The organism is Methanothermococcus okinawensis IH1 (genome assembly GCF_000179575.2).
Lineage (GTDB): Archaea > AGJL01 > Methanococci > Methanococcales > Methanococcaceae > Methanofervidicoccus > Methanofervidicoccus okinawensis.
The window spans coordinates 451,587-468,482 of record NC_015636.1 but is presented as its reverse complement, the minus strand read 5'-3'; the positions used below and the strand labels follow the sequence as shown (position 1 = coordinate 468,482).

Genomic DNA, 16,896 nt, shown 5'->3' with positions numbered 1-16,896 from the left:
AATATATACCAGTTTTACATATATTAATTATGAAAAAAATGAAAAATTGGTGGAATATTAAAACTTAAAATATTCTTATTTAATATTTTTTTAATCAGTATAGGTTGATAAAGATGGATAGTTGGATTATTATTACCATTTTTATAACAATATACGCATTAATAGTGCCATGGTTTGTTAATTGGGTAATTTTAAATAGAAATAAAAAAGTTAGTTTTTTAAAATCTCTTCATTATTTAGAAGAAAATTTTAATACCAAAGAAAAAATATCTGTTGAATTTGTTATGTTTATTTTAGTAATTATCTTAATGTATGGATACATGCTATTAACAAATATAAACCAGTTATATAAAATATTTTACTTATTTTTCGGCATTCTAATCGGGTTTTTGGTTAATTATATGGTAAAGATTCAATTATTTGAAAAAAACCTAAATAAGCTTTAATTAATAATTAATGAATTTTATGAGGCTATCGTTGAAATAATATTTATGGCGATATTATGAAAATAAACAACAATGAATATGGAGATAAATGCATGAAAAATCTAAATTTTGAAATTACGGGATGCATAATTTTATTACCAATTGCCATGTCAATTATAGCAGGCATGTTATATCTTATAATACCATTATTTCATAAGTTTCCTATTTATTTATTGGTGCAAAGTAATTTAGGTAATTTTGGATTTGGAGCTATATTGGGATATATATTTATCGATAAGATATTAGACATTTAGTTGGATAATTGATGAATCAAAAAAACCACACATGTTGATAATCAAAGATACAAAAGAATCGGCAAATTTTGTATTTATATCTATGTTAGTTGGGTTTATTGGTGGTTTAATATTTGGAATTCCATTATATATGATGTTGGAAAATGGAATAAAATATTTTATCTTAATGGGATTTTTATTTTTAGGTGTAGGATGGATGGGATTTTGATTTGGAGGATTTATAAAAGTTAAAAGATATATCGATAAATATTATAAAATGATAGAGTGAGCTCCTATTCTTAAAAAACTAAGAGTTATTATAAAATATATTTTTATTAGTGATACTCCATGTATGTTGAAAATAAAGAAATAAATAAAAAATATATTGGATTTATTTCCTTAATTGGTGTTTTATTCATACTGTTATCTTATTTTGTAATAACATTGCAGGTGTATTATGAACTAACGAATATAACCAATATTATCTTAAACACTGTATTAATAATTTCTGGGGTAATAATCAACATTATCGTTATTAAATTATTAAAATTAGATGAAAAATTATTGGAAAATATAAATTTATTAAAAATATATTTAATAGTTGTAGTTATTTTTGTTAATGTAGCTGATTGGTTAATTCAAAATGTATTTGATTATTTTAAGGTAATTAATTATTTACCATTATCATTTTTTGTAGGTTTTGCAGGGGGGATATTGGCATCATTTTATTTAATTTATGGTATTAAGAGGGACATATATTTTGTGTGAAACCATGAAAAAACTACCATCAATATTAACAATCTTAATCTTTTCAATAGGTTTTATCTCAGGCATTACATTCATAAACGACTTTTCAAAAAACTACAAAGGAGAAGAAATAAATCAAAAGTTAAATATAAAATTCAACTTTCCTACAATCTTATTAAACAACTTAAAAGTTATCTTTCTAATGTTGGTTGGTTCTATCACCTTTGGTTTTTCTACTTTTATAAATCTAATATTTAATGGTTTTAATGTTGGGGTTTTAATCGGCTCTACTTTTCAAACTAATGAATCATTAAAATTAATAACCGCTTTAATACTTCCACACGGCATATTTGAAATTCCAGCAATGTTAATATCAGCAGTAGCAGGTTTTAAAATACCTTATGAAGTAATTCAATATCTAAGAGATAAGAAAGAAAAGCCAATAACAGAAGATGATATAAAAGAATTCTTAAAATTAGCATTAATTTCAATAATATTAATAGTTATAGCTGCTTTTATAGAGGTTTATATAACTCCAGAAATAGCTAATTATCTATTAACATAGGTTAATAACAGTTAAGTTTAATTTAAATAATTTTCTATTTAATTCAAATTGATATATATAGGGGTTTTGCATATAATAATTACGAAAAAAATGGAAATTAATTGTGATATTAAATAAAATATTAAATCACTATTTAAAAATATTAAAGAAAAATGAAAAAAGGTCGGCGATGATGAATAGGTGGGAACTATTCGGAGCCGACCTTGGCGATGATGAACCTTTGTAGGTTCGGAGCCGAAGACTAATGAACTTAACCACCATAAAGGAGGTGAATAAACTATGAAATTGAACCTACTTAAAGGTTTCGCTGCTATTGCTATGCTGTGTATGGTAGGAGCTGTGTTTGCTACACCAGTGGCTTTGGGAGATATTGGCGGTGCATTATATGGATATTGTGCAGCTGCAGATAATGCAAATAATCATCCAATAGTTCATGGAGCAAAAGCAGGATTTGAGGTAGGAGTGGGAACAGCCGCTCTTTATGCAGGAATAGTTGGTGCTGGAATAGCAACAGGAGGTACTTTTTGGGTATGTTTAGGAATTGCTATGTAAATCTTTTTACATTAATTTTATTAATTTTTATTTTTTGATTTAATTTAAAAAATACTTTAATTAAAAATACTAATGGTGTGATTGATATGAAAATTAATAATCAATATATATATCATATCTTATTTCCTGAGTATTATTTATATTTAATGGGGGAAAAACAAACAGGGAGAATTAGGGAAGCGCTATTTTCCATGTCATTTTTATGGATATTTGTTAAAATCTATTTGATATTGGGATTTATAGTTAGTATAGTATATCGAGTAGATTTTTTTACATCTAGTGTGTTTTTAATGATATTTGTGATGTTAATAATTACATTTAGTATTATTGCTAAATACAAAAAATCCAAAAAGAAGAGAGGTAGTAATAATTAATAACCTAAATTTAACTATTAATGAGAATAAAAATGTGGTGGTATGAGAACTGAAAGTAAATTATCACTGTTATTAATATTAACAATCTCAATCTTTTTAACAGGTTTCATATCAGGCATTACATTCATAAACGACTTCTCAAAAAACTACAATGGGGAAGAAATAAATCAAAAGTTAAATATAAAATTCAACTTTCCTACAATTCTACTAAACAACTTAAAAGTTATCTTTTTAATGTTGGCTGGTTCTATTACTTTCGGTTTTTCTACTTTTATAAACTTAATATTTAATGGTTTTAATGTTGGGGTTTTAATCGGCTCTACTTTTCAAACTAATGAACCGTTAAAATTAATAACTGCTTTAATCCTTCCACATGGCATCTTCGAAATTCCAGCAATGCTTATATCAGCAGTAGCAGGTTTTAAAATACCGTATGAAGTAATTCAGTATCTAAGAGATAAGAAAGAAAAGCCAATAACAGAGGAAGATATAAAAGGATTCTTAAAATTAGCTCTAATTTCAATAATATTAATAATTATAGCCGCTTTCGTAGAGGTTTATATAACTCCAAAAATTGCTAATTATCTATTAACATAGGTTAATAACAGTTAAGTTTAATTTAAATAATTTTCTATTTAATTCAAATCATAATATATATATATATATATAGTAGTTTTGCATATACAATAATTACGAAAAAAATGGAAATTAATTACAATATTAAAATACTCATTAAATAATTTAATGGAAAATAAAAAAGGTCGGCGATGATGAACATTTGAAGGAATGTTCGGAGCCAACCTTTTGGCTGTGATGAACCTTTGTAGGTTAGGAGCCGAAGACTAATGAACTTAACCACCATAAAGGAGGTGAATATATTATGAAGCTAAACTTACTTAAAGGTTTCGCTGCTGTGGCTATGCTCTGTATGGTAGGAGCTGTGTTTGCTGAACCAATAAGCACAGGAGATATTAGTTTAGGACTAATGGCTGCTTCCTACCTTGACGAAAATCCATCATATGCTGAGCTCGCAACGATTGCATTGAATTATGGGATAGATGTTCCACCAGCAGGTCCTTTAGCATATGCTAAATTAGCCCTATTATTATAAAGTAAATTGGTAGGGGTCACTTTGCACATTCTTTAAAAATATCAACACTTGATATTATGAATTTAATCCTTCCCATATAATTAAAATTTCAATAGGGCGAATATTATAGCTTACAATAAATATAATAATTTATCTTTTTTAATTTTTTTGGAGGCGGTATATGTTATGATTAAAATATATTATCCAAAAACAACTAAAATTTATGATATTTCAGAAGAACAAAAGTATTTAGAAGCAAGTATGGAAAAAATAATAACCACAATTAAAACTGAGGGTATTAATGCAATTTTAATTGCAAATAGTAAATATGACACATATAAAAAAATAACAACCTCAAAACCAAGTAATATGTTGGATAAAAAATTATATCCTCATTATGAGAAAATATACACAACCGTGGTAAATAACATAAATAAGTATAAACAAAATTTAGAAAACCAAGAGTTTAATGTGGAGATATATAATAAACCATTAAATACATCTGCCCCAGTGCATGATATCTTAAAAAGATATGGAGAATATTTAGGCTCGTTTGTGCTTATTATCGGAATGCTTATTACTTTATTAATGTTACCGATAGATTTTGTATTGCGAGTAATTCTTAAAAAAGAAAATTCAGCTGATAAATTTTTTAGATACGCTCCTCTTAAAAAATTGGCTGAAAAAAGTTATTCTTATGAAAAAAAAGATATTATAGAATACGCCAAGAAGCTGGAAGATAAATATGGAAACATTGCCGTAATATTGGTATAAAGATGATAGTATGAATATTTTAAAAAACTATAAGTCATATTGTTGTATAATGTCTCTGGGTATTTATCTAATTGGGATATTATTTGGTTTTTTATCATTGCCACAATCTAAATTTGAATCAGTAAACATATATCAAAATATATTAATTTTAAAAAGTTCATTTTGTATTATATTATCAAATAATCTAAAAGTTATCTTTCTAATGTTGGCAGGAGCAATAACCTTTGGTTTTTCTACCTTTATAAACTTAATATTTAATGGTTTTAGTTTAGGAATGTTAATTTCTAATGCATATAATTCTGGAGTGCCTATAAAATTAATATTGGCTTTAATCCTTCCACATGGCATCTTCGAAATTCCAGCAATGCTTATATCAGCAGTAGCAGGTTTTAAAATACCGTATGAAGTAATTCAGTATCTAAGAGATAAGAAAGAAAAGCCAATAACAGAAGATGATATAAAAGAATTCTTAAAATTAGCTCTAATTTCAATAATATTAATAATTATAGCCGCTTTCGTAGAGGTTTATATAACTCCAAAAATTGCTAATTATCTATTAACATAGGTTAATAACAGTTAAGTTTAATTTAAATAATTTTCTATTTAATTCAAATCATAATATATATATATAGTAGTTTTGCATATACAATAATTACGAAAAAAATGGAAATTAATTACAATATTAAAATACTCATTAAATAATTTAATGGAAAATAAAAAAGGTCGGCGATGATGAACATTTGAAGGAATGTTCGGAGCCGACCTACAAAATCTACCAATTAAATCACCATAAGAGGTGACAGAATGAATATATTGAAAGGAAACATACTTAAAGGTTTCGCTGCTATTGCTATGCTGTGTATGGTAGGAGCTGTGTTTGCTACACCTTCCATCCTTAATTCAGCATATACAGGATATGAACTCGCACACAGTGCTGATGAAGCGTATCATGGTTCCACCGCTGGAAAGGCATTATTTGGGGTAAATGCGTTTTTAGCTCCAGAACATATAATAGTCGCAGGTGCTTTAATAACAGGTGGCGTTGCTGCATGCTCTACAGGGGTGGGTGCTGTTGTTGGAATACCTATGGTAATAGGTGGAATTGCTTTATAATACGCATATTTATTTTAATTTTATTTTTTGGTGATATTTATGAAAGATATTACACACACATATATAAACAATCCATGTATTGTTGGAATAGGTTTAATGATTGAAGGCATATTATTATGGATAGTTCCCATACTTGTTTTTAATTTCTGGTTAAATTATGGTTGGGCCTTATTAAAAAATATATTTAGTATTTCAACAATGTTCGTTGCAATTGGTATAGTAATTGGACTTTATTCTTCAAAGTATTTAATAAATAAAGATGTTAATTATGTTATATTTGAAAAAAATAACTTAGAGAAGTTTTTTAAAATAATTTTATTTTTATTTCCATTAATTGTTATATTCTCAGCATTAGTTATTAAATATTTAATCATATTTCCAATGACATATAAACAGACAGAAAGCATGATTTTGATATCTATATTAAGTTATGGAGGAGGAGTTTGTTTTTCTATGGGCTACAATGTGTTAAAAATATTTATTAAAAATATTTAAGAGTGGAATACTATGAAAATATATAAAACATTACCTATTGTATTATTTATAATAGGGTTTATTTATGGCTCATTCATACCGCTTGACACATTCAAAAGTACCTCCATAAACTCATGCGATGTTTTACCAACATATTCATTTTCTGGAATTTTGTTTAATAACATTAAAATAGTATTTTATAATTTAATAGGTGGTATTTTTTTAGTTCCTATAATGTGTAATTTATTATATAATGGATTTGCACTAGCAATTCAATACAAGGCATTAGCTTTAATAAAAAATTGGTTTTTTGTGGTTATAACAGTACTTCCACATGGCATCTTCGAAATTCCAGCAATGCTTATATCAGCAGTAGCAGGTTTTAAAATACCGTATGAAGTAATTCAGTATCTAAGAGATAAGAAAGAAAAGCCAATAACAGAGGAAGATATAAAAGGATTCTTAAAATTAGCTCTAATTTCAATAATATTAATAATTATAGCCGCTTTCGTAGAGGTTTATATAACTCCAAAAATTGCTAATTATCTATTAACATAGGTTAATAACAGTTAAGTTTAATTTAAATAATTTTCTATTTAATTCAAATCATAATATGTATATATAGGGTTTTGCATATACAATAATTATGAAAAAAATGGAAATTAATTACAATATTAAAATACTCATTAAATAATTTAATGGAAAATAAAAAGGTCGGCGATGATGAACATTTGGGGGAATGTTCGGAGCCAACCTTTTGGCTGTGATGAACCTTTGTAGGTTAGGAGCCGAAGACTAATGAACTTAACCACCATAAAGGAGGTGAATATATTATGAAGCTAAACTTACTTAAAGGTTTCGCTGCTGTAGCTATGCTCTGTATGGTAGGAGCTGTGTTTGCTGAACCAATAAGCACAGGAGATATTGGAGCTGCAGCATACATTTATGGCGATGCTACAGGAAATACTTCTGTTAATAAGTTTGGCGAATACATGGGACTAATTGGGGGAGTTTATGGAGCAGGTGCTGCAGCTTTAGGGGATGCTACTTATCTATATGCCATTGGAACTATTGCAGCAGTTGGAGTTTCTGGGCCTGCACTTGCTGGAGCAACACTTGCTGTCTTAGCTTAAACACGTTAACCTAATTTTTATATTTTTTAATTTTATGATATAGGGTGTTATTATGCTAAGTTTAATGGATTATATTTTGTTATTCGCAATATTTTTTATAATTTTAGGGGCTTTTAGAAACTTTATAAATGCATATGAACAACCAAAAGAAAAAAATATAAAAATTATAAAAAAACGGATATTTAGCCTCTATATTATTCCTCATGTAGGCAAAAAAACATATTTTGATTGTATATTATGGATGAATTTTGTGATTTTAATATTTAGTATTGCTCTTGGTATTATTTTGATAAAATATCCAATAAATATCAAACTCTTAATAACACCCATGTTTTTAATCTCTGCGGTTTCAATTTATACTATTAGTATGATGTTTATTATTAAACATTATTATAACTAACTTAATTTTGATTTTATAAAACTATAACTCCAAAATGAACATAATAACTGTGAAACCATGAAACTACCAGCTCCAATATTAACAATCTTAATCTTCTCAATAGGTTTCATATCGGGCTTTATTTTTATAAACGACTTCTCAAAAAACTACAATGGGGAGGAAATAAATCAAAAGTTAAATATAAAATTCAACTTTCCTACAATCCTATTAAACAACTTAAAAGTTATTTTTCTAATGTTAGCAGGAGCAATAACCTTTGGTTTTTCTACTTTTATAAATTTAATATTTAATGGTTTTAATGTTGGCATATTAATTGGTTCCACTTTCCAAACTAATGAACCGTTAAAATTAATAACTGCTTTAATCCTTCCACATGGCATCTTCGAAATTCCAGCAATGCTTATATCGGCAGTAGCAGGTTTTAAAATACCTTATGGAATAACTCTTTATCTCTTAGATAAGAAAGAAAAGCCAATAACAGAAGATGATATAAAAGAATTCTTAAAATTAGCTCTAATTTCAATAATATTAATAGTTATAGCTGCTTTTATAGAGCTTTATATAACTCCAAAAATTGCTAATTATCTATTAACATAGGTTAATAACAGTTAAGTTTAATTTAAATAATTTTCTATTTAATTCAAATCATAATATATATATATAGTAGTTTTGCATATACAATAATTACGAAAAAAGTAAAAATTAATTGTGATATTAAAAACATTATTAAATAATTGTTTAAAAATATTAAAGAAAAATGAAAAGTCGGCGATGATGAATAGGTGGGAACTATTCGGAGCCGACCCTGGCGATGATGAACCTTTGTAGGTTCGGAGCTAAAGACTAATAAACTTAACCACCATAAAGGAGGTGAATACATTATGAAATTAAACCTACTTAAAGGTTTCGCTGCTATTGCTATGCTGTGTATGGTAGGAGCTGTGTTTGCTACATCTACTGCAGTATCTGGAACTAGTACAATATCAGGCGAAAAAATTGGAGCATATACTCAAAAATTGTATGATGAGGGAAAAATAACCAAAAACGAGTATGACAGACTTATGGGAAAATTACAATATATGGCTCTTGCAGGGACAACAATATCGATATTTACTGCCCCTTCTATTGTATCAGGCATTGGTGCAATAGTATTTGCTGCTGGCGTATCAAGTTCGGTAAGTGCAGTGGTTTTAATGAGCTAATCACCCATTTTAATAGTTTTTTATTTTTTTATTTTGTATAATGGTGATATAATGGATTTAATGAATTACCCTAATACAACAGTAATAATAACATTTATTGCTGTTGGTATCGTGTTATGCGTATTTTATTATATGCAAAAAAAATGGATTAACATGCCATTTCATTTTATTATAAGTCGCATATTTATGTTTTCGAGCATAACTATAATGATGTGTATAGCATTGGGGATTCTTAGTTGGATGATTTCTGAAAATGACCCAATTGGAGCAAATGGGATAATAAGTATATCCGCACTGATTTTAATGATGAATTCAATGGTTATGATGTTATGTAATACCTTATCTAAGGTTGGAGAAAATAGTTCAAATGGAGAAATTCCGAGTAGGATTCAATTTAAAAAAAATTTAGGGATAATTTTTATTACTAGTTTATTAACGGTTGTAGCAATTATTTTATATGTATTTTATATGTAGGGATAGTATCAAATAGTAATTTTTGTTGAGGTATAATATGGTATTGATAATCACTAAAAACAAATTTTGTACACTTATGTCACTATCATGTTTAATATTTGGTATATTATGTGGAATATGTCTCAATCAACAACCAACCAACTCAAATTTGGGAAATAATAATCATCTTTTAAAACATCAAAAAATATCAAATTTGGATGAATTTATTTTGATATTAACAAATAACTTAGAAGTGTGTTTAAAACTTTTGTTAGGTTCTCTAACCTTTGGATTATTAACATTTTATACATTATTCTTTAATGGATTGTCAATTCCAATATTACTTTCAAATGTAAAAATAATTGATATTGTTGCTTATGTTATACCTCATGCAATTTTTGAATTTTCAGGATTTATTATTGTTGGAGCTGCAGGTTTTAAAATCCCATACGAGATAGTTCAATATTTAAGAGATAAGAAAGAAAAGCCAATAACAGAAGAAGATATAAGAAAATTCTTAAAATTAGCTCTAATTTCAATAATATTAATAATTATAGCCGCTTTCGTAGAGGTTTATATAACTCCAGAGATAGCAAATTATCTATTGACATAAGATTTAAATATAAAAACATACAATAATATTTTCTTAAATAACTATATTAAAAAAAATAAAGAGGGGAGAACATGAACCTATCGGAGCTCATCCTAAATCCAAATAACTTCTTCAAAAATCTATCCAATAAAGAAATATCTCTTAAAACACCATTCCTTATAGTCCTTATATTTTCGGCATTAACAGCCATATATACATATTACACAACATCGATAATGTTTAAGATATTTCCAGCAGATATGCAAAATATGATGGCTATATCTACTATAATTGCCGCAGTATCTGCTTTTGTAGGTGGATTTATAGCATGGCTATTAATAGCTGGAATAATGCATATAATTTCAATAGCATTTAAAGGAGAGGGTTCTTTTAAAAGAACTTTTGAATTCACAGGCTATGGACTATTACCAAATTTATTGGCTTTATGTATAACAATACCAATTGGATACTATTTTCTTTCAAATGTTCATATTCAACCATTAACAATGGGGCAACTTCAAAATCCAATAATAGTAAAACATGTCATGTCTTCGATAATTCCAAAAACCATGGTATATACAAACCTTTTAATAGGTATTGCCGTTACATTATGGAATTTAGGTTTATGGACTTATGGGATAAAATATGCAAGGAATTTGGAATTAAAAAAGGCATTTATAGTTGCACTAATTCCAACAGTATTATTTGGGGCTTATCAATTATACAGTGTAGTCAAGTTCTTATAAGGTGAAATAATGAAAAAATCCTTTTTTATTTTTTTATCTATCTTATCTTTATTTTTAATTTTAAACACAATAGATGCAGTGGAATTTACAAGCATTGACTATAAAAATCAATATTTGGAACCATCAAAGACCTATGATTTATGGGTGGTAATCACACCAGAAAAGGAGATAAACAACACCGTAATAGGCATATATCCTTATGGGGAAAGTAAGAATTACATACAAATAATTAAAGGAAAGGATTATGAGGGGCAATTATTTCCATCTGAAAAAGGAGTAGGTCATTTTATAATAAAAATTAAAGATAATACTCCGTCAAAGGACTATAAAATTGTGGCATATTGCAACTATACAGAGGATAATAAACAACATTCAGAAAATAGAATATTTACTATTCCAATTAGGGGAAAACCAATACTTACAATTGAAAATCCACCAACAATAAAAGAAGGCGAAAATACCATCTATTTAAAAATAACAAATGAGGGAACAGGGGTAGCAAAAAACATAAAGATGCAATTTAACAACGATAATAGTAATATTTTTTCATTATCGGAGGGTTATATAGACGGCTTAAAACCACACCAAACAAAATTGATGGAGATTAAAATTTATGCAAGTGGAGATGGTATTTTAAAACTACCCTATGAACTAACATATAATAATCCATATGATAATTTACAACTAATGGATAAAACAGAAACAGAACAGGGGCATTCCAATACAATCACATACAACTACAAAAATCAAAAAATTGTTGAAGAGAAAGGAAATTTAGTATTTAAAGTAATTCCAGATAATGCCGTTGATTTAAATGTAATTAACTACACTTATCCCGTTGGAGAGGTGAATAATTTCACATTATCCCTAAAAACAATTACAAGGATGCTAATTTTATTATATCTATTGAAAAATATTATTTAGGAAATAATCAAAAAACTATCTTTATACCTTATGGAAAAACCAAAAATGTTTCATTTAAAATAAAGGTAAATGAGATAGGAGTTAAAGAAATCCCCATAAAAATAATTTTTGATGGAAATGAAGTGGATAAAAATATCTCTGTAAATGTTATAGGAAGGGCTGATTTAGTTTTAACTGGAATAAATATAGAGGGAATAACCGAAAAAACAATTACTGGGGATTTATCCAATATAGGAACTACCAAGGCAAAAAGTGTATTGGTTAGCATTAAAAGAACAAAGAATATTATCCCAAAAAGACCATACGAAAATTATTTTGTAGGAACATTAAATGCAGATGATTATGGAAGTTTTGAATTGCACTGTGTGATAAATGGAAATGTAAGTGAAATTCCAATTGTAATTACATACAGGGATGAAAACAACAATTTAATAACAATAAACAAGGAGATAAAAATAGATAATGGTCAGGTAGTATCGTATAATGATTATAATGGAAAAAAAGAGGGAATTAATTATGCAGTTATTGGAATAGGTCTTTTATTTTGTATTGGAGTGATTTATTTAATTTATAGGGGATTTATAAGAAAAAAGGAATAAAAATAATAATAAAGGGGAATTATGATTATATTAAAAAATGTTGTAAAATCCTACAAAATGGGGGAAGAAGTAATATACGCACTAAATAATGTAAATCTAAGAATAGAAGAGGGAGAATTTGTCTCAATTATGGGACCAAGTGGAAGTGGGAAATCTACACTTTTAAATATTATTGGTTGTTTGGATAGACCAGATAATGGAGAGGTATATATAGATAGTGTAAAAGCAAGTGATTTAAACGATAACCAATTAACGGAAATTAGGAGAATGAAAATTGGATTTGTATTTCAACAGTTTAATCTTATTCCATTGTTGAGTGCATTAGAAAATGTAGAGCTCCCCCTAATATTTAAATATCGAAGTAATATGAGCTCGGAAGAAAAACGAAAAAGAGCATTGGAATGTTTAAAAATGGCTGAATTGGATGAAAAATTTGCAAATCACAAACCCAATCAATTAAGTGGGGGTCAGCAACAGAGGGTGGCAATAGCACGAGCTCTTGCAAATGACCCACCTATTTTATTATGCGATGAACCAACAGGGTCATTGGATTCAAAGACTGGTGCTAAAATTATGGAGCTCCTAAAAAAATTAAACAAATCTGGAAAAACGGTTGTTATGGTTACCCACGATATAAATGTTGGAAAGGTTGCCGATAGGATAATAAATATTAGGGATGGAGAATTAGTTGAGGAATAATATGTATTTTGAAATGGCTAAGAGGAATTTAAAAAGACATACATTGAGGAGTATTTTAGCACTTTTAGGTATAATTATTGGAGTTATGGCTATATCCTCATTGGGCATATTGGGTGGCGGATTAAAACAAGGCATATCCAAGAATTTTGAAGGCGTGGCAAATTTTGTTGTGGTATTTCCTAATGCTGGGGAAGGTTATTTGCATTTTACAAAAAGGGATGTTGATAAATTAAAAAGGCTAAACTGCAAAGTAATTCCAATATGCACAAGAAGCGATATTGTATATATCAAAGGAAAAAATAAAAAAACTTATACTTCAATTTATGGCATAGGCAAAGGTGATATAAAATATTTAAATTTAGGAATTAATAATGAACTCTCTGATACAACGGTTTATGTAGATAGTGTCTTTTCAAATCTTAATAATGTTAATAAAGACAGTATGATAACAATAAATAATGTTTCATTTAGAATAAGAGGCATATACAATAGTTCATATTTTATAATCTCTCAAAATTCCATAATTTTATCTCAAAAAACCTACAAAAGATTTTATGGGAATAATTATTCAATGGTTGTATTGTATGTTAAAAATAAAGATGATATAAACGATATTAAAAATAAAACTGAAAGTATTATGAATAAAAAAGAAAAGAAAGTAATAGTATTATCAATGGACACACTTCTTAAATCTATAAATGATGCCATGGATAAATTATCCTTATTTTTAATGGGAATAGGGGGCATATCCTTATTGGTTGCTGGGATAGGCATTGGTAATGTAATGTTGATGAGCACAATTGAAAGGACAAAAGAGATTGGAGTTATGAAAAGTATTGGAGCTTCTAAGAGCGATATAATGATTATGTTCCTTTATGAGGCACTTATACTTGGAATCATTGGAAGTTTAATCGGAGCTCTGATAAGTGTGGCTATTGGATATTTGGTCGTGGTGTTTTTATTAAAATCTTCATTAACATGGTATTGTATGATTTATTTATTAATTGGGATATTGTTTGGCGTTGGGACATCATTAATCGCATCGCTTTATCCTGCATATAAAGCATCCAAATTAGACCCTATAAAAGCACTTAAAAATGAATAATTATTATTAATTTTTTAATTATTATTTTATTTTTTATTTTATTATTTTTTGCAGTTTTATCCATTTATAGTTTTTCTGCATATATAACGACAAAACTTCCTTTATTATCCATTTCACTTATTTTAACAGAATTATATATTATATTTTTATAATTTAACTCTTTTAACCAGTTTAAAACTTCATCCAAAGAATAAAACTTTGCATATTTATAGAATTTACTTTTTTCTTTTTTAGATTCATAAAATTTTCCCAATGGACTGTTTTTATCAATCATACCTATAATTAATACCCCATTTGGTTTTAAAATCCTTTTTATCTCTTTAAGTCCTTTAATAGGGTCATTTAAAAAGCATAATGTTGTAGTCATCAGCACATAATCATAGGATTCGTCATCGAAGGGAATATCCTCAGCAATCCCTTCATATACATTTATTCCTCGCTTTTTTGCAATCTCTGCCATGGATTTTGATGGCTCTAAACCATACTCGATACCAAGTGGTTTTGCAAACCTTCCAGTTCCCACTCCAATTTCTAAACCCTTCTTTTTTTCATCTGATTTTGGAATAAATTTTTTAATGGCATCGAGCTCAGCTTTATATATTTGTTCATTTTCATCATACCATTTATCATATTCCTTTGCATATCTATCAAATGGAGTTTTATCATTATTTTTATAAGTTTTTTTCATTTTTTCCCATTTTACCTTTTTTTAAAATATTTTACATTAGTTTTTTAGATTTTTTTTAAGTTATTATTTTATTATTTTCTTTTAAGTATTCTTAGTATTTTTTTACTTATTATTTTATATTTTTTATTTCTATTTAAGTTAATTTATTACTAACATATATTTTTAAATCATAACATACTAAATATTTATAACGGTGGTGATAATATGATAGAGGAAATTATTAGGGAATCCAATGATAAAAAAGGCGTTTTAATTGATATAGATATATCACCAAACGCTAAAAAAAATGAAATTGGTGGTATTAATGAATGGAGAAAAAGGATTATTATAAAAATAAAAGCACAGCCGATAGAGGGAAAGGCAAACAAAGAAATTATAAAATTTTTAAAGAAGATATTTAAAAAAGATGTGGAAATAGTTTCTGGATTAACCTCTTCGCAAAAAACAGTTCTTGTAATTGGAGGTAATAGGGAAGAAATAATAAATATAATCACTAAACAGTTAAAATAATTAAGATAATTAATAAAATAAGAAATGGTTTAATTTAATGATTTATAAAGCTATATATGAAAATTATGATGGCAGTATAAAAATTGAAAATAAAATAATGAAATAATGTTTAAAATATTCAATATAATATAATAATATAATGACATATTAATATAATACAATATAATACAATATAATATATTTATGTGATATTATGGACTCTATTGATTACGCCTTAGAAACATATAGAATATGCTCACCAAAGAAAACATGGAAAAAAATAGAACCTATATTGGATAAGATAAATATTGTTAATATGGAGAGAATTGATAATTTGGACAGAATTGGTATTCCCGTTTATTCTGCAACAAGATTAACCAAAAATGGAGATATAAAAATCCATCCTGGAAAAGGAGCAACGGATATTCAGGCAAAAGTATCTTCTGCAATGGAATCTATTGAAAGATATTCCGCAGAACTAAGCAAAGAGGATAAGGAAAAAATTATAAAAAAACCCGATAATCCTGTGGATTTAAAGGAGCTCATCCTATCTATTGAAGCATTTAAAAATTTGAATAAAATAAATAATAATTTAAATAGTATTGATTGGATTAAAGGGACTGATATAATAAATAATGAAATTGTTGAAGTTCCAGCAGATGCTATATTCCACCCATATTCTGGAACTTTATTTAGAAGCAATACCAACGGCATAGCCTCTGGAAACTCAACGGAGGAAGCTATTTTTCACGCCTCTTTTGAAGTTATAGAAAGGGATTCGTGGAGTGTTTCTGAAATTTCTAAAAACACATATAGAAAAATAAATGTGGAGGGGGCAAAAAATCCCATAATACATGAGCTCATAGAAAAATTTGAAAATGCAAATATAAATGTAGTATTGAAGGATTTAACAAGTGAAGTTGGTATTCCAACAGTGGCTGCCATATCCGATGAGGATGTTTTAAAAGACCCTGCTCTTTTATGTATTGGAGTAGGCTGCCATATCCATCCAGAAATTGCAGTAATTAGGGCATTAACAGAGGTTGTTCAGAGTAGGGCAACGCAAATACAGAATAAAAGGAAAGATACAATAAGAGGGGATATTGTAAGGAAAATAGATTATGGTAGGATGAAAAGAATACATAAAAAATGGTTTGAATATAGGGATGAAGTAGATATAGAGGATATGGAAAATAATGCCAAATTTAACCTAAAAAAAGACTTAAATACAATTAAAGAAAAACTTATTGATGCAGGATTTGATAGGTTGATTGTTGTGAATTTAAAAAAAACTGATGTAGATGTAGTTAGAGTTATAATTCCAAAAATGGAAGTTTATTGTATGGACAGGGATAGAATATCTCCGTGGATAAGAGATAGAATTAAAAAGATAAAAAATAATGAAAATAAAGAAATAAAAAGATAATTATAATAAATAAAAATAAAATAGATAAAATTA

Annotated in this window: 25 protein-coding genes; 24 read left to right on the top strand and 1 reads right to left on the bottom strand. The window is 27.4% G+C overall.

Annotation, left to right across the window (positions count from 1 at the left end):
- Positions 1-502 precede the first annotated feature (502 nt).
- The 22 genes from METOK_RS02345 to METOK_RS02240 all read left to right on the top strand — a co-directional run bounded on the left by METOK_RS02345 (position 503) and on the right by METOK_RS02240 (position 14,260).
- Positions 503-739 carry a hypothetical protein gene (locus METOK_RS02345; RefSeq protein WP_013866641.1) on the top strand — a complete coding sequence of 79 codons (237 nt, stop codon included), beginning with the start codon at positions 503-505 and terminating at the stop codon, positions 737-739.
- 327 nt (positions 740-1,066) lie between these two features.
- Entirely contained in the window at positions 1,067-1,486 is a 420-nt protein-coding gene (locus METOK_RS02340) for a hypothetical protein (protein WP_013866639.1), read from the top strand.
- A gap of 4 nt (positions 1,487-1,490) precedes the next feature.
- Positions 1,491-2,030 (top strand): stage II sporulation protein M, encoded by a 540-nt coding sequence (locus METOK_RS02335; RefSeq protein WP_013866638.1) that lies wholly within the window; start codon positions 1,491-1,493, stop codon positions 2,028-2,030.
- A gap of 279 nt (positions 2,031-2,309) precedes the next feature.
- The gene (locus METOK_RS02330) at positions 2,310-2,582 is read left to right on the top strand and encodes a hypothetical protein (protein ID WP_013866637.1); all 273 of its coding nucleotides are present in this window, start codon (positions 2,310-2,312) and stop codon (positions 2,580-2,582) included.
- 86 nt (positions 2,583-2,668) lie between these two features.
- Entirely contained in the window at positions 2,669-2,956 is a 288-nt protein-coding gene (locus METOK_RS02325) for a hypothetical protein (RefSeq protein WP_013866636.1), read from the top strand.
- Between the two features lie 42 nt (positions 2,957-2,998).
- Positions 2,999-3,553, top strand: a complete 555-nt coding sequence (locus METOK_RS02320; protein WP_013866635.1) for a stage II sporulation protein M — start codon at positions 2,999-3,001, stop codon at positions 3,551-3,553.
- Positions 3,554-3,836: 283 nt separating this feature from the next.
- On the top strand, positions 3,837-4,067 hold the full coding sequence (locus tag METOK_RS02315) for a hypothetical protein (protein ID WP_013866634.1): 231 nt from the start codon (positions 3,837-3,839) through the stop codon (positions 4,065-4,067).
- Between the two features lie 165 nt (positions 4,068-4,232).
- Positions 4,233-4,820 carry a hypothetical protein gene (locus METOK_RS02310; RefSeq protein ID WP_013866633.1) on the top strand — a complete coding sequence of 196 codons (588 nt, stop codon included), beginning with the start codon at positions 4,233-4,235 and terminating at the stop codon, positions 4,818-4,820.
- Positions 4,821-4,869: 49 nt separating this feature from the next.
- Positions 4,870-5,385 (top strand): stage II sporulation protein M, encoded by a 516-nt coding sequence (locus METOK_RS02305; protein ID WP_013866632.1) that lies wholly within the window; start codon positions 4,870-4,872, stop codon positions 5,383-5,385.
- Positions 5,386-5,624: 239 nt separating this feature from the next.
- Positions 5,625-5,933, top strand: a complete 309-nt coding sequence (locus METOK_RS02300; RefSeq protein ID WP_013866631.1) for a hypothetical protein — start codon at positions 5,625-5,627, stop codon at positions 5,931-5,933.
- Between the two features lie 39 nt (positions 5,934-5,972).
- Positions 5,973-6,428 (top strand): hypothetical protein, encoded by a 456-nt coding sequence (locus METOK_RS02295; protein ID WP_013866630.1) that lies wholly within the window; start codon positions 5,973-5,975, stop codon positions 6,426-6,428.
- Between the two features lie 12 nt (positions 6,429-6,440).
- On the top strand, positions 6,441-6,965 hold the full coding sequence (locus METOK_RS02290) for a stage II sporulation protein M (RefSeq protein WP_013866629.1): 525 nt from the start codon (positions 6,441-6,443) through the stop codon (positions 6,963-6,965).
- A 434-nt stretch (positions 6,966-7,399) separates the two neighbouring features.
- Positions 7,400-7,540 (top strand): hypothetical protein, encoded by a 141-nt coding sequence (locus METOK_RS08630; RefSeq protein ID WP_157198868.1) that lies wholly within the window; start codon positions 7,400-7,402, stop codon positions 7,538-7,540.
- A gap of 457 nt (positions 7,541-7,997) precedes the next feature.
- Positions 7,998-8,537: a stage II sporulation protein M gene (locus METOK_RS02275; RefSeq protein ID WP_013866626.1), complete on the top strand. Its 540-nt coding sequence runs from the start codon at positions 7,998-8,000 to the stop codon at positions 8,535-8,537.
- Between the two features lie 323 nt (positions 8,538-8,860).
- A complete protein-coding gene (locus METOK_RS02270) occupies positions 8,861-9,142 on the top strand; it encodes a hypothetical protein (protein ID WP_232210837.1) in 282 nt (93 codons plus the stop codon).
- A gap of 51 nt (positions 9,143-9,193) precedes the next feature.
- Positions 9,194-9,616, top strand: coding sequence for a hypothetical protein (locus tag METOK_RS02265; protein ID WP_048057844.1), 423 nt, complete (start codon positions 9,194-9,196; stop codon positions 9,614-9,616).
- A 37-nt stretch (positions 9,617-9,653) separates the two neighbouring features.
- Complete coding sequence (locus METOK_RS02260; protein WP_013866623.1) at positions 9,654-10,208, top strand: stage II sporulation protein M; 555 nt, start codon at positions 9,654-9,656, stop codon at positions 10,206-10,208.
- Between the two features lie 71 nt (positions 10,209-10,279).
- Positions 10,280-10,933 carry a YIP1 family protein gene (locus METOK_RS02255; protein WP_013866622.1) on the top strand — a complete coding sequence of 218 codons (654 nt, stop codon included), beginning with the start codon at positions 10,280-10,282 and terminating at the stop codon, positions 10,931-10,933.
- Positions 10,934-10,942: 9 nt separating this feature from the next.
- Positions 10,943-11,857, top strand: coding sequence for a hypothetical protein (locus METOK_RS09010; protein ID WP_332247742.1), 915 nt, complete (start codon positions 10,943-10,945; stop codon positions 11,855-11,857).
- Between the two features lie 122 nt (positions 11,858-11,979).
- Positions 11,980-12,456, top strand: coding sequence for a hypothetical protein (locus METOK_RS09005; RefSeq protein ID WP_332247741.1), 477 nt, complete (start codon positions 11,980-11,982; stop codon positions 12,454-12,456).
- A gap of 21 nt (positions 12,457-12,477) precedes the next feature.
- On the top strand, positions 12,478-13,155 hold the full coding sequence (locus METOK_RS02245; RefSeq protein WP_013866621.1) for an ABC transporter ATP-binding protein: 678 nt from the start codon (positions 12,478-12,480) through the stop codon (positions 13,153-13,155).
- A 1-nt stretch (position 13,156) separates the two neighbouring features.
- Positions 13,157-14,260, top strand: a complete 1,104-nt coding sequence (locus METOK_RS02240; protein WP_013866620.1) for an ABC transporter permease — start codon at positions 13,157-13,159, stop codon at positions 14,258-14,260.
- Positions 14,261-14,324: 64 nt separating this feature from the next.
- Here METOK_RS02240 and METOK_RS02235 read toward each other — a convergent pair whose 3' ends face one another.
- On the bottom strand, positions 14,325-14,948 hold the full coding sequence (locus tag METOK_RS02235) for a class I SAM-dependent methyltransferase (RefSeq protein ID WP_013866619.1): 624 nt from the start codon (positions 14,946-14,948) through the stop codon (positions 14,325-14,327).
- Positions 14,949-15,152: 204 nt separating this feature from the next.
- Between METOK_RS02235 and METOK_RS02230 the strand changes: the two genes are divergently transcribed.
- Both METOK_RS02230 and METOK_RS02225 read left to right on the top strand, forming a co-directional pair.
- Positions 15,153-15,458 carry a DUF167 family protein gene (locus METOK_RS02230; RefSeq protein WP_013866618.1) on the top strand — a complete coding sequence of 102 codons (306 nt, stop codon included), beginning with the start codon at positions 15,153-15,155 and terminating at the stop codon, positions 15,456-15,458.
- A gap of 193 nt (positions 15,459-15,651) precedes the next feature.
- A complete protein-coding gene (locus METOK_RS02225) occupies positions 15,652-16,863 on the top strand; it encodes a YcaO-related McrA-glycine thioamidation protein (protein ID WP_013866617.1) in 1,212 nt (403 codons plus the stop codon).
- Positions 16,864-16,896 lie beyond the last annotated feature (33 nt).

Coding starts and splice junctions, on each gene's coding strand:
- METOK_RS02345 (WP_013866641.1), top strand. CDS start 503: ATGAAAATAAACAACAATGAATATGGAGATAAATGCATGAAAAATCTA.
- METOK_RS02340 (WP_013866639.1), top strand. CDS start 1,067: ATGTATGTTGAAAATAAAGAAATAAATAAAAAATATATTGGATTTATT.
- METOK_RS02335 (WP_013866638.1), top strand. CDS start 1,491: ATGAAAAAACTACCATCAATATTAACAATCTTAATCTTTTCAATAGGT.
- METOK_RS02330 (WP_013866637.1), top strand. CDS start 2,310: ATGAAATTGAACCTACTTAAAGGTTTCGCTGCTATTGCTATGCTGTGT.
- METOK_RS02325 (WP_013866636.1), top strand. CDS start 2,669: ATGAAAATTAATAATCAATATATATATCATATCTTATTTCCTGAGTAT.
- METOK_RS02320 (WP_013866635.1), top strand. CDS start 2,999: ATGAGAACTGAAAGTAAATTATCACTGTTATTAATATTAACAATCTCA.
- METOK_RS02315 (WP_013866634.1), top strand. CDS start 3,837: ATGAAGCTAAACTTACTTAAAGGTTTCGCTGCTGTGGCTATGCTCTGT.
- METOK_RS02310 (WP_013866633.1), top strand. CDS start 4,233: ATGATTAAAATATATTATCCAAAAACAACTAAAATTTATGATATTTCA.
- METOK_RS02305 (WP_013866632.1), top strand. CDS start 4,870: ATGTCTCTGGGTATTTATCTAATTGGGATATTATTTGGTTTTTTATCA.
- METOK_RS02300 (WP_013866631.1), top strand. CDS start 5,625: ATGAATATATTGAAAGGAAACATACTTAAAGGTTTCGCTGCTATTGCT.
- METOK_RS02295 (WP_013866630.1), top strand. CDS start 5,973: ATGAAAGATATTACACACACATATATAAACAATCCATGTATTGTTGGA.
- METOK_RS02290 (WP_013866629.1), top strand. CDS start 6,441: ATGAAAATATATAAAACATTACCTATTGTATTATTTATAATAGGGTTT.
- METOK_RS08630 (WP_157198868.1), top strand. CDS start 7,400: ATGGGACTAATTGGGGGAGTTTATGGAGCAGGTGCTGCAGCTTTAGGG.
- METOK_RS02275 (WP_013866626.1), top strand. CDS start 7,998: ATGAAACTACCAGCTCCAATATTAACAATCTTAATCTTCTCAATAGGT.
- METOK_RS02270 (WP_232210837.1), top strand. CDS start 8,861: ATGCTGTGTATGGTAGGAGCTGTGTTTGCTACATCTACTGCAGTATCT.
- METOK_RS02265 (WP_048057844.1), top strand. CDS start 9,194: ATGGATTTAATGAATTACCCTAATACAACAGTAATAATAACATTTATT.
- METOK_RS02260 (WP_013866623.1), top strand. CDS start 9,654: ATGGTATTGATAATCACTAAAAACAAATTTTGTACACTTATGTCACTA.
- METOK_RS02255 (WP_013866622.1), top strand. CDS start 10,280: ATGAACCTATCGGAGCTCATCCTAAATCCAAATAACTTCTTCAAAAAT.
- METOK_RS09010 (WP_332247742.1), top strand. CDS start 10,943: ATGAAAAAATCCTTTTTTATTTTTTTATCTATCTTATCTTTATTTTTA.
- METOK_RS02245 (WP_013866621.1), top strand. CDS start 12,478: ATGATTATATTAAAAAATGTTGTAAAATCCTACAAAATGGGGGAAGAA.
- METOK_RS02240 (WP_013866620.1), top strand. CDS start 13,157: ATGTATTTTGAAATGGCTAAGAGGAATTTAAAAAGACATACATTGAGG.
- METOK_RS02235 (WP_013866619.1), bottom strand. CDS start 14,948: ATGAAAAAAACTTATAAAAATAATGATAAAACTCCATTTGATAGATAT.
- METOK_RS02230 (WP_013866618.1), top strand. CDS start 15,153: ATGATAGAGGAAATTATTAGGGAATCCAATGATAAAAAAGGCGTTTTA.
- METOK_RS02225 (WP_013866617.1), top strand. CDS start 15,652: ATGGACTCTATTGATTACGCCTTAGAAACATATAGAATATGCTCACCA.